Below are 13,025 nucleotides of genomic sequence, written 5' to 3'. Positions count from 1 at the left end.
CCCTACTCCATCACGCGGAATCCGATCGCCGCCCACGCACCGGTTTCGGCCAGCGCGGTGAGCGTGTGCGCGCCGGCGTCGGCGAAGGCGAAATCGAAGGGCGCCGCGCCGCGCGATTCACCGACCATGCGGCCATCGATGAGCCAACGGATGCGCGCTTCGCTGCCGAGCGCGCGCACGGAGAGTCGTAGCGGCGCGGTGCTGTTCGAAGGGCGCGCGAGCGTCGCGCGGTCGACGAGGCCGTCGATGCGCAGCGATTGCGTAGCGTCGCGGTTGTCGGGTTCGCAATCGGCGGCACGCGGAGGCAAGGTCGCCGCCGCGCGCGTTTCGGTGGAGAGCCACGGGGATGCGAGCGCGGGCCAGCGCGCGAGTTGCGCGGGTTTGCGATCGTGCGCGCCGCTGCATTCGGCGGTGAGGCGTTGCCCCGTGCGTGCATCCACGTCGAAGCGCTCGACGCCGGCGTTCCACAAACGCGCATCGCGTTCGGCGAAGGTCGGCGGCACGTTGCCGTCGAGTGTCCACGCCTCGCGCTTCTTGCGGCACAGCTCGGGCGCCGCGGGATCCGGCGGCAGGCCGAGCGGCCAGCACACCTCGATGGCTTCCACGCCGGCCGGCGGCGGACGCGGCGCGCTGTCGACCGCGGCGGTCGGCAAGCCGTCGATGGTTTCAAACAACAGGGGCAACGCCGTCATCGCGCCGTATTGCCCCGGCAAAGGCGTGCCATCGGGGCGCCCCACCCACACACCAACGGTGTAACGCCGCGTGCTGCCAAGCGCCCATGCGTCGCGATAGCCGTAGCTGGTTCCGGTTTTCCACGCCACGCGCATGCGCGAACGCGGATCGAAGGTGTCGGCGACGCTGCCCGGCCGCGGATGTGCTTCGAGGATCTCGCGCACGATCCACGCCGCACCCGGCGACAACAATCGCCGATCCACACGCGGCGCATCGGGGCGATAGCGCACGCGACCGGCGATGCCATCGCGATTGAGCGCCGCATACGCACCGACGAGATCCTCCAGGCGCGCACCGGTACCACCGAGGATCATCGCGAGATTCGGCGCGCCACCCTCCGGCCACTTCAGCGCGATGCCTGCATTTTCCAGGCGTGCGGCGAATCGCGCCGGCCCGACGCGATCGAGCAGGTCCACCGCGGGCACGTTCAAGGACAGGCGCAAGGCTTCGGACGCCGCGACCGGCCCGTTGAAGGCCATGTCGAAATTGCCGGGCCGATAATCGCCGAAGGATTGCGGCGCATCGACCAGCAGACTCTCCGAGTGGATCAAGCCATCGTCGAATGCCAGGCCGTAGAGAAACGGCTTGAGCGTCGAACCCGGCGAGCGCCAGGCCTTCACCATGTCGACGTGGCCCAGGCGTTGCGGGTCGCCGAACTCGACCGAACCGACATAAGCCCGCGCTTCCAGCGTCGCGTTGTCGACGACCAGCAAGGCGGCGGACGTGCGCGGCGGCAGATCGGAGAAGTACGCGGCAACGCGATCTTCGAGCATGCGCTGCAGGTCGGTGTCGATCGTCGAACGGATGCGCGCGGTGTCCGGCGTTTCATCGCGCAGGCGTTGTGCGAGCAGTTGTGCATGGCGCGGCGGCTCGAGCGCGCGTGCGACCACCGGTTCGATGCGCGCCTCGCGCACGTCGTCGGCCGACCACACGCCTTCGCTCGCCATGCGCGCCAGCACCTTGTCGCGTGCGACGCGCGCGCGTTCGGGTTCGCGATCCGGCCGCAAACGACTGGGCGATTGCGGCAACACGACGAGCAAGGCCGCTTCGGCATGCGACAAACGCGAGGCCGGCTTGCCGAGATAGGCCCAGCTCGCCGCTTCGACGCCTTCGATCGTGCCGCCGAACGGCGCGCGATCCAGATACAGCGCAAGGATCTGACGCTTCGACAGATGCACTTCCAGTTGCAGCGCGCGCGCCATCTGCCGCGCCTTGTCGAACACGCTGCGACGTCCGGGCTTGGGCGGATCGAGGATGCGCGCCACCTGCATCGTCAAGGTCGAACCGCCCGAGACCACGCGCCCATGTCGCGCCCACTGCCCCGCCGCGCGCGCCAGCGCGATGGGGTTGATGCCGGGATGCTTGTAGAACCAGCGATCTTCGTAGCCGATCAAGGCCTGCACGTACAAGGGCGACACGCCATCCACCGAGGCCGGATAGCGCCACACGCCATCGCGATCGGCGAAGGCGCGCAGCGGCGTTCCGTCGCGCGCGAGCACGACCGCCCCCGCACCGCGCCCATCGGGCAGCGGTACGGGGAACGCGAGATCCGCCAACAACGCGAGGACCAGCAGCACTTCCGCCGCCAACAGTCCCCGCCACCACCACCGCCTTCGACTGCGCACGGTCATTGGCCAGGTTGGGTCACCGTGATCGTCGCGGGCGTGCGCGCGCCCGTGCCGCGCAACTCGGGGCGATACATGTCCTCCGCCTGCGGCGGCGGCACCGCGTACGTGCCCGGCGTCACCGCGCGCACGAGGTAGAACAAACGCGCGGTGTCGTAGCGATCGAGCTTGAGCGCGGCGGCGTAGCGGTCGTCGCGGAACTCTTCGTGGCGAATCTCGCTCGCGCGGTCGCGGTTGGCGATTTCGATGCCGTCGATCACCACGCCCGCCCACTGCTTCGCATCGCCGAGGTTGAAGTTCTCGATTTCCAGGCCCGCGGGCAACAGATCGGTCACCAGCGCATCAGGCATCGGTTGCGAGGTCTTCACCGTGAGCAACACGATCAGGCTGTCGCCCTCGGCGAGTTTGTTGCCCTCCCAAGGTTTGCCGTCGGTGGTGTAGTAGGTGCGCACGATGTCGATCGCGGACTTGTCGACCGGCGGCGCTTCGCGCGGGATGCCGGCGACTTCCATGCTCACGTAGTACGGCGGCGGCGTGGTGGGCACGAAGTGCAGGTCGAGCGCGGCCGAATCGACGAGGCGGCCGGTCATCGGCACGTCCGCGACATCGCTGCGTTCCTTGGCGCCGATCCACTGGCCCGCGACCACCTTGCCCTTGCCGCGCATCAGCGCCTTGCCCATGCGGGCGATCGACACCTGTTCCTGCGTGCTGAGCCAGAACCAGCGTTCCTTGCGGCGCGCGTCGAGCTCGCGACCGAGCTTGATCGTGCGCGCGTCGTACTCCGGCTTCGCCAGGCCGCGTTCATGCACCAGCGCGATCATCATCGCATCGTCGCGGATGCGCGTGCCGTAGTCGCCGAGCCATTCGGGGCGCTGTGCATCGTCGAACGCGAAGCCCTCGGCGATCGCCTTCGCGCCACGACGTCGATCGCCCTGCAGCGACAGCGCGATACCCAGGCGAACCAGCGGCAACCCGGTTTCGGCCTTGCTGCGTTCATCGTCGTACAGCGCACGCAGCGTCCCGAGCGGTGCGCGATTGACGCGGGCCAGCGCGTAACCGGCGTGCGCGCGATACGCGAACATCAGGTGCGCGCGATGATCGTAGTTGTAGAACTGCGGCCCACCGGAGAGCAGGTCTTCGTTGAGCGCCTTCAGCGTTTTCTGCAGCATGGCCTCCGGCACGGCGAAACCGGCTTCACGCGCGTCGAGCAGAAACTCGGCGATGTAGGGCGTGAGCGAGGGATCGACCATGTCTTCGCCGCCCCACAACGAGAAGTGGCCCGAAGCGACCTGCATGCCCGCCAGGCGCGCGAGCGCACCGGCGATGCGATCGCGCCGTACGCGATCGCCGAGCGGCGGCACGCCGAGCAACCTCGCGGTGGCATCGTCGAGCACGAGCGTGGCGAAGCCCTTGCTCGTCGTCTGTTCGGCGCAGCCGTAGGGATACTTCAGGACGTCTTCGAGCGCAGCGGCGAAGGGAATCGGCGGGAATGCGCTGACGACCAGGCGCCCGCGCACCGAATCGGCCATCAGGCCCGCGGCCAGTTCGGGATCCAGCGCGATCGGGCCAGCGCCCTGCACGGTCACGCTGCGCGTGCGCATCACCTGCGGCCACGCCGCGCGCACCGGCAGATCGTATTTGCGATCGACCGAATGCCCGTTGCCATCGACGCGCACGCGCACCTGCGCGGTGGAGAAGCCTTCCTTCGCCTGCAGCGGAAAGGTGAGCGTCGTGCGTTCTTCCTTCGCGAGCTTCACCGTGCGCGCGCCGTTGGCGACCGACAGCGGACCGATGCCGTCGACCTGCACCTTGAACGTCCCCGGTTGACCCGAGAAGTTCTGCACGTCCAGCGTGACGTTGCTCTTGTCGCCCGGTGCGAGCACGCGCGGCATGCTCGCTTCGGCCAGCACCGGCGCGCGCACGAGCGTTTCGTTCGCGCGACTGCCGTACTTGCCGCCGGACCACACCAGCGCGGAGACGCGCAGCGTGCCGTTGAAGTCGGGGACGTCGAGCTTCACGCGCGCGATGCCCTTCGCATCCAATTGCACCGGACCACTGAACAGGTCGACCGTCTGCACGCGCGAGGTGGGCCTGCGCGCCTGCGGCAGGGCCAGGGGCGGTGCCATGTCGCCGCCGAAGCGGATCTTCGCGGTCTCGCCGTCGAAGCTTTCGATCACGCGCCCATAGAGGTCGTACGCATCCACGCCCAGGCGACGCTGCGCGAAGAAATGCTCGGCCGCATTCGGCACAGGGAAGCGCGTGATGTTGAGGATGCCGACGTCGACCGCCGACACGGACACGAAGGCCATCTGACCCGCAAGCTGCGGCGCGCTGACGACGACGGGCAATTTCTGCTGCGGGCGCATCGCCTTCGGAACGGCGACGCCGACGGCGACGGTGCGATCGCGGCGATCCATTTCCACATGCGCCACGCCGACGGCGCGCGCCGGCGTGATCTTGCTCTTCGCGCTGCCGCCGCGGAACACCAGCGCGGTGACATAAACGTCGTGGCGCTCGAACTCCTTCGTCACCGGAATTTCGAACGTGCTGCCCGCCTTCGCCGTGATGCCCTGGACGAAGAGCATGCGGTCGCTCTCGACCATCAGCAGGCCTTCGCCTTCGTGCGGCGGCGTCACCGTGACTTTCATCGTGTCGCCGGCGCGGTAATGCGTCTTGTCGAGCGCGAGCTTGACCTTGTCGGGCCGCGCATCGAGGCCGCGGTTTTCGTCGTCCCAACTCCAGCCGGCGGTGAAGGGATAGCGCGTGGTGAGTTTGGTCGTCGGGTCGTAGACCTCGACGCGATAGTTGCCCCACTCCACCGGGAAGGCCATGCGCACGGCGCTCGTGCCCAGGTCGACGTTGCGCGTTTCGATCGCCGACCAGCGGCTGCTGTAGTCGTAATCCCAGCCGCTCTCGTCGCCCCAGGCCCAGTGGTAGTCGCGCTGTTCGCGCAGCAACGTGACGCGCGCGCCCTGCACGGCACGCATCGTGCCGTCGGCGGAGTAACGCGCCAATTCGAAACCGGCGTTGGCGTTCGCGCCCGGCCCTTCCTTGTCGTCGAACAATGGGCGCACGCCGACCAACGTTTCGGCCGGCCACACCACGCGCGTGATCGAACGGTTGACGCTGCGCCCACCGGTTTCGAACACGCTGCCGGTGACGATGGCGGCGATCGGCGTGACGGGCCTGGCTTCCTTCGGCAGTTCGATCGGCTGCACGAGCGTGCCGTTCTCGCCGAACTGGGTGTCGACGATGTCCTTGGCTTCCTTCGGCAAGGGCAGCGTCGGGTCGCCGAAGAACCAGCCCTTCAGCGCTTCGATCGGATGTTGTTCGACGGCGACGGCAAGCTTGGCCGTGAAGCGGTTGCCCGACGCGGGCGCGCCGTACAGATACGCACCGGTGGCCTTCAATTGCAGCGGTTGCCCGAACGCGAGGCGCGCCGGCGCGTCGAGGTCGAGCTTCATGCGCTCGGGCAGGAATTCTTCGATGCGCAGCGTCATGCCCTGCACCGCTTCCTTGCTCGACGGATCGGTGCGGAATTCCACGCGCCAGCGGCCGGTCGCGGCATCGGCGGGGATCGCTTGCGCGTGGCGGACGTAGCCTTGCGCGTCGGGTTGCAGCGGCGTTTCGAGCAGCGCCTTGCCGTCGGGTTGTACGTAGCGCACGAAGATCGGTTGCGGCGCTTTGCCCTTGGTGTCGATCGGCTGGCCGTCCTGGTCGCGCAACAAGGCGGAGATGCGCACCGTTTCGCCGGGGCGATACAGATCGCGCCCCGACCAGGCGAACACATCGAACCACGCCTGTTCCCGGCCGGAGACCGCGAATTCCGACAGATCCAGCGCAGGCTGGTTGAACGGCAGCATCGACACATCGGTGCCGTGCGTGGCGACGAGCACGTGGCTCGCATCCAGCTTGTAGGGCAGCAGCGCGTTGCCGTTGCGGTCGGTACTTCCCTTCAGGATGGTCTCGCCGCCGGCGTCCAGGATCTTGAGTTCGACGGTCGCCTGCGCACTGCCGGTCTGCAGGGACGCGGCGTGCACGAACAAGCGATCCTTGTAGGCGCGCGTGTGCAGGCCCAGGTCGCTGACGGTGAAGAACGCGGTGTCGAACTGATCGCTGAACTGGCCGGCGCGCTTCATCACCGCGAAGTACAGGCCGGGCTTCTGCAGCTCGGTGATGTCCTGCAGCGGCAGGTAGGTCAGCACGCGTTCGTTGGTGCGCCCGCCGAGCGTGAAGCGATTGACGTAGACCGGTTCGGCGAGCTTCGACAGCGGCGTGCGGCTGTGCGTGTCGCCGGAATCGTCGTCCCAGGAATAGTCGCGCTCCAGGTCCCAGGTCCCGCGGCGCCCGCCGCGCTGGAATTGCGCGAAGAAACGCGGGAGTTCGCTGTCCTTGATGCGCAGGAATTCGACGTCGACTTCCGGCACGTTGATCGACACCACCGGCAGGCCGCGGCTCTCGCGCGCCGGCAGCACGCTGCCCTGCGAAGCGAACCCGACCACCGGATCGAGCGGACCGGTGTGCACCGTGCGGCGAATGTCTTCTTTCAGCGTGCGGCCGTCGGCGGCCGTGAGTTTGGCGGGAATCGAGACGATGTAATCGCGCCCGGCGTCCACGTGCGGGAAGCGCAGTACGCGGCCTTCGTCGTCGCCCTTGTCGTCGAGGACCCAACCGCCCTTCACGGGCGCGCCGTCCTTGTCGGTCACCGACAGCAGGTCTTCGAAATCCTGGGTGCCCACCAGCGGCTTGCTGAATTCCAATGCCAGCGCGAGCGTGTCTCCCTGCTGGTCGGGATACGCGGCGACCAGGCCGAAGCCGGCGACCTGCGCCTTCTTCGCGGCGATCTTCTCGCCGCTGACTTCCGGCAATTCGCCGGTCGGCCGCGGTTTGCACCCGGCCGCCAACCCCAACGCCAAAGCGGCGACCGCCGCCCACCCCACCGCCTTCCGGAACGCACCCCCGACTCCGTTCGGACGCGCAGACGACTGCATGATCGACCCCTGGTTGTGTTGTGCGGCGACAGGCTGTCGCCTTGCGATTCACGAATCATGCGCCGGATACGACGACGCCGCCCGGAGGCGGCGTCGTCGAATGCGTTTGCGCACTCGCGCGATCACTCCGGAATACGGCCCTCGGCGTCGCCGGCGGACACGTCGGCAGTCGTGTCGACCCCCTCCGTTGTCGCGCCTTCAGCTTCCGACACCACGGCCTCGTCGTCCAGCGACGCGTCCACGCGTTCGACCGCCTGCAAGGTCTCGTCCGCCGCCAGGCGGATCAGCGTCACGCCCTGCGTGTTGCGGCCGACCTGCGAGATCTCCGCCGCGCGCGTGCGCACCAGCGTGCCGCCATCGGAGATCAGCAACACCTCGTGGTGGTCGCTGAGCTGGATGGCGCCGACCAGCTTGCCGTTGCGGGCGGTGGTCTGCAGCGCGATGACGCCCTGCGTGCCGCGGCCCTTGCGCGGGTAGTCCGCCGCCGGGGTGCGCTTGCCGTAGCCGCGTTCGCTGGCGGTCAGGATGTCGCCGTCGCCTTCGATCACGATCAGGCTGCGCACCTCTTCGCCTTCGGCCAGGCGCATGCCGCGCACGCCGGTGGCGGTGCGGCCCATCGAACGCACTTCGCCCTCGGCGAAGCGCACGGCCTTGCCGTTGGACGCGAACAGCATGACTTCGCTCTCGCCGCAGGTCAGCGCGACGCCGATCAGCGCGTCGTCGTCGTCGAGGTTGATCGCGATCTTGCCGCGCTGCAGGCGGAAGGCGAACTCGGTCAGCGGGGTCTTCTTCACCGTGCCGTGCCGGGTGGCGAAGAACACGAAGCGATCCTCGCGGTACTCGCGCACCGGGAGGACGGCCTGGACCTGTTCGCCCGGTTCCAGCGGGATCCAGTTGACGATCGGACGGCCGCGCGCGTGCGGGCCGGCGTCGGGCAACTGGTACACCGGCAGCCAGAACACGCGGCCGGAGCTGGTGAAGGTGAGCAGCGTGTCGTGCGTGTTCACCAACCACAGCTGGTCGATGAAGTCCTCGTCCTTGGTCATCGCCGCGTTGCGGCCACGGCCGCCGCGGCGCTGCGCGCGATACGAATTGGCCGGCTGGCGCTTGGCGTAACCCGAATGCGACAACGTCACCACCACGTCTTCCGGCGCGATGAGGTCGAGGATGTCGAGGTCTTCTTCGCTGGCGCGGATTTCCGAACGACGCGCGTCGCCGAATTCTTCCTTGAGGTTGCGCAGCTCGGTGCGGATGACGTCGAGCAGCACGTCGGGGTTTTCGAGGATGCGGATCAGGCCGGCGATCGTCTCGAGCAACTGCTTGTATTCGTCGGTGAGCTTTTCCTGCTCCAGCCCGGTCAGGCGGTGCAGGCGCATCTCGAGGATCTGCTGCGCCTGGACTTCGGTGAGCTGGTAGCCCTCGTCGGACAAGCCCACGCCCGCCGGCAGGTCTTCCGGACGCGAGGCATCGGCGCCGGCCGCGGCCAGCAGCGCGCCCACCAGGCCCGGCTGCCAACGGCGCGCGAGCATGCGCTCGCGGGCTTCGTTCGGGTTGGCCGAGGTCTTGATCAGCTCGATCATCTCGTCGATGTTGGCGAGCGCGACGGTGAGGCCTTCGAGCACGTGGGCGCGTTGGCGGGCCTTGCGCAGTTCGAAGATGGTGCGGCGGGTGACGACTTCGCGGCGGTGGCGCACGAAGGCTTCCAGCATCTGCTTGAGATTGAGCAGCTGCGGGCGCCCGTCGACCAGCGCGACCATGTTGATCGCGAACACCGACTCCATCTGCGTCTGCGCGTAGAGGTTGTTCAGCACGACCTCGGCCGACTCGCCGCGCTTGACCTCGATGTAGATGCGCATGCCGTCCTTGTCGGACTCGTCGCGCAGCTCGCTGATGCCTTCGAGGCGTTTTTCCTTCACCAGCTCGGCGATCTTCTCGATCAGCCGCGCCTTGTTCACCTGGTACGGGATTTCCGACACCGCGATCGCTTCGCGGCCGTTGTCTTCGTTGACTTCGATCTCGGCGCGCGCGCGCATGCGCACGCGGCCGCGGCCGGTGCGGTAGGCGAGCTGGATGCCGGCGGTGCCGTTGATGATGCCCGCGGTCGGGAAATCCGGGCCGGGGATGTACTGCATCAGGCCTTCGACGTCGAGCAGCGGATCGTCGATCAGCGCGATCGTCGCATCGATGACTTCGTTGAGGTTGTGCGGCGGGATGTTCGTCGCCATGCCGACCGCGATGCCCGCCGAACCGTTGACCAGCAGGTTCGGCACACGCGTCGGCATGACGGTGGGCTCGAGTTCCTTTTCGTCGTAGTTGGGCTGGAAGTCGACGGTTTCCTTGTCGATGTCCGCCATCAACTCATGCGCCAGGCGCGACATGCGCGCCTCGGTGTATCGCATGGCCGCCGGGGAGTCGCCGTCGATCGAACCGAAGTTGCCCTGCCCGTCGACGAGCATGTAACGCAGCGAGAAGGGCTGCGCCATGCGCACCAGCGTGTCGTACACCGCGGTGTCGCCATGCGGGTGGTACTTACCGATGACGTCACCGACGATGCGCGCCGACTTGTAGTACGGCTTGTTGCTGTGGGCGCCGAGCTCGTTCATCGCGAACAGCACGCGGCGATGCACCGGCTTGAGGCCATCCCGGACGTCGGGGAGCGCGCGCCCCACGATCACGCTCATCGCGTAATCGAGGTAGCTGCGGCGCATCTCGTCTTCGAGGTTGACCGGGATGATTTCCTTGGCGAGTTCTGCCATTCGGTGGGCTTTTTCTAAGGAGTGCGCAAGACGGGAATTCTAGCACGGAAACGGCCCCGTCGAGGGGCCGATTCTTGGGTAAAAACAGGAACTTAGGGGCGCTTCACGGCACCCCGAAGGCATCGCGCATCGAAGCCGCGTCGGGATGGCGGATCACCCCCCGCTCCGTGACGATGGCATCGATCAGATCGTGGGGCGTGACATCGAAGACCGGATTCCACGCGCCGATGCCCTCGGCCACGGTGCGGCTGCCGCCGACGACGTGCAATTCGGCCGCGTCGCGCTCCTCGATTTCGATCATCTCGCCGCTGGGCGTGGCCATGTCGACGGTCGAGGACGGCGCCACCACCATGAATCCGACGCCGTGGTGGCGGGCGGCGATGGCGAGCTGGTAGGTGCCGATCTTGTTGGCGGTATCGCCGTTGGCGCAGATGCGGTCGGCGCCGACCACCACCCACTGCACCTTGCCGGTCTTCATCAGGTGCGAGGCGGCCGAATCGGCGATGAGCGTGGCGTCGATCCCGTCCTGCTGCAATTCCCACACGGTCAGGCGCGCGCCCTGCAACCACGGGCGCGTTTCGCCGGCGAAGACCTGGTCGATGCGGCCCTGCGCGACGCCGGCGCGGATCACGCCGAGCGCGGTGCCGAAACCGGCGGTCGCGAGCGAACCGGTGTTGCAATGCGTGAGCACGCCGCTGCCTGGTTCGATGAGCGAAGCGCCGAGCGCGCCCATGCGACGGTTGGCGGCGAGGTCTTCGGTATCGATGGCCTGCGCCTCGCGTTCGAGCGCGCCACGCCAATCGTGGTCGGCGCGCGCGAGCGCGGCGCGCATGCGGGCCAGGGCCCAGGCGAGATTCACCGCGGTCGGGCGTGCGGCGTTGAGGCGTTGCAATGCCGGTTCGAGCTTGGCGGCGGCGTCGCGCGCATCGGTCGCTTCGACGGCCCGTTCGGCCAGCACGACGCCCCAGGCGGCCGCGATGCCGATCGCCGGCGCGCCGCGCACGGCAAGTGCGTGGATCGCGGCGGCGACGTCGTCGCTGGTGCGGCAGGTCAGGTATTCGGTGTCGAAGGGAAGCTTGCGTTGGTCGAGCAGTTCCAGCGCCTCGCCGGTCCAGCGGATGGGGCGGATGCGGTCGTAGCGGGCGTAGTCGAAATCGTCCATCCCGGTAGTTTAAGGCACTACCAGACGGTGAATTCGGCCCTGCAGCCGCGGCTGACCCACACGCCGCGCTGGTCCCAACCCCAGCTGTGGTTCTGCACGCACGGCGACTTCGACAACTGTCGGGTCAGGCGCGCGCCCTGCCAAACACCGACTTCGCAACGACGCTCGCGCCCGCGGTCGGACTCGCAACGCACCTGTTGCGGGCCGAGCTTTTCCGCCGCCGCATGCCCCTCGCCGATCTGGAACTCCGCGCGACAGCCCTGCGACACCCACACGCTGTTGCGGTCGTAGCCCCAGGTGCTGTGCTGGATGCATTGCGACTTCGACAACTGCCGGATCAACTGCACGCCGCCGATCGTCAGGGCCGGGCAATGCCGGCGCGACACGGTGTTGGACGCTTCGCACTTGAGGAATTGCGGGCCCGGCGCGACCGCCTTCGTATCGCCGAGGCCGAAGTCGGCGCGGCATCCGGCCCGCACCCAGATCTCGCCCTCGCGCACGCCCCAGGTTTCGCCCTCGACGCACGGACTGCGCGACAACTGCCGCACCAGGCGCGCGCCACCGCGGACATCGGCCTGGCAGGACGTGGATCGGCCCTTCGCCGATTCGCAACGCACGATGTCGGGCCGGTTGCCCGGATACGGTTCGGCGGTGCGGAATTGTTGCGCCCACGCAGGCGCGACGACCATCAGGCCGGCGAGCAGAACACGGGAGGCGCTGGTTGGCATCGACGAAGTCCTCGATTTCCTTCGCGCACTGTCCCGGATCGCTGAATGCGGGGTCAAGACGCACGTTGAACTCAGGCGCGTCACGCCCGCGCGAAATCGAAAGCCAGCACGTGTGCGATCCGGTCGGTCCCCAACAGGGCCATCATCAAGCGGTCCACGCCCAACGCCACGCCCGCACAGGGCGGCAAACCGCGCTCCAGCGCGGCCAGCAGCGCTTCATCGATGGGCGGCGCGGCCTGTCCGCGCGCCCTGCGCACGGCCTGGTCGCGTTCGAAACGCGCCCGTTGTTCGCCCGCATCCAGCAGCTCGTGATACCCGTTGGCGAGTTCCAGGGGACCGAGGAACACTTCGAAGCGTTCGGCGACCGGCGGATCGCCGGGGCGGATCTTCGCCAGCGCGCATTGCGACGCCGGGTAGTCGCGCACGATGTGGATGGTGTCGGCATCGAAGGCCGGCTGCAGCCGATGCGTTATCAGCAAATCGAGCCAGTCGTCGTGCACCAGGCCTTCGGGATCGATGACGACATCGCCCAGTGCGTTGCGCAAATGCGCCGCGTCCTCGGTGAAGGGATCGATGTCCAGGCGATCGCGGAACAGATCGCGATACGCGATGTCGACCACGCGCACTTCGCGACCGACCAGAGCGAGCGCCGCGCGGATCACTTCGACCGTTTCGTTCGCCAGCCAACGATGATCGCGCCCGACGCGATACCACTCGAGCATCGTGAATTCGGGATTGTGGCGCCCGCCGGCTTCGCCATCGCGAAACACGCGCCCGAGCTCGTAGCAATCGCCGATCCCGTCGGCCAGCAAGCGCTTGAGCGGGAATTCCGGGGACGTGCGCAACCAGCGCGTGCGCGGGTCGCCGTCGGTGCGCCCCGAGAATTCCAGCGAGAACGAGGCGATGTTCGGGTCGGTGTTGCCCGCGCGCGAGAGCACCGGCGTCTCGACTTCGAGCACGCCGCGCTCCGCGAAGAACGCGCGCAAGGTGGCGTACAAGCGGGCTCGGAGGCGGAGCGCGTCGTGGGTCAT

General features: G+C 68.0%; 6 protein-coding genes. All 6 read right to left on the bottom strand.

Annotated elements, in window-relative coordinates; genetic code table 11:
• Window positions 1–2 precede the first annotated feature (2 nt).
• A complete protein-coding gene (gene pbpC, locus AB4059_RS00945; RefSeq protein WP_498975757.1) occupies window positions 3–2,363 on the bottom strand; it encodes a penicillin-binding protein 1C in 2,361 nt (786 codons plus the stop codon).
• Window positions 2,360–7,348 (bottom strand): alpha-2-macroglobulin family protein, encoded by a 4,989-nt coding sequence (locus AB4059_RS00940; protein WP_498975755.1) that lies wholly within the window; start codon window positions 7,346–7,348, stop codon window positions 2,360–2,362. Before AB4059_RS00940 ends, pbpC begins: the two co-directional genes overlap by 4 nt.
• Window positions 7,349–7,470: 122 nt before the next feature.
• Entirely contained in the window at window positions 7,471–10,104 is a 2,634-nt protein-coding gene (gyrA, locus tag AB4059_RS00935; protein WP_498975753.1) for a DNA gyrase subunit A, read from the bottom strand.
• A gap of 103 nt (window positions 10,105–10,207) precedes the next feature.
• Window positions 10,208–11,266, bottom strand: a complete 1,059-nt coding sequence (mtnA, locus tag AB4059_RS00930) for an S-methyl-5-thioribose-1-phosphate isomerase (RefSeq protein ID WP_498975751.1) — start codon at window positions 11,264–11,266, stop codon at window positions 10,208–10,210.
• Window positions 11,267–11,283: 17 nt separating this feature from the next.
• A complete protein-coding gene (locus AB4059_RS00925) occupies window positions 11,284–11,994 on the bottom strand; it encodes a DUF3011 domain-containing protein (RefSeq protein WP_498975749.1) in 711 nt (236 codons plus the stop codon).
• An 80-nt stretch (window positions 11,995–12,074) separates the two neighbouring features.
• Window positions 12,075–13,025, bottom strand: coding sequence for an EF-P lysine aminoacylase EpmA (epmA, locus tag AB4059_RS00920; protein ID WP_498975747.1), 951 nt, complete (start codon window positions 13,023–13,025; stop codon window positions 12,075–12,077).

The sequence above is a fragment of the Lysobacter sp. 2RAF19 genome, assembly GCF_052115395.1.
GTDB lineage: Bacteria > Pseudomonadota > Gammaproteobacteria > Xanthomonadales > Xanthomonadaceae > Noviluteimonas.
The sequence above is the reverse complement of the archived record's forward strand: the minus strand, read 5'-3'. Positions and strand labels throughout refer to the sequence as shown.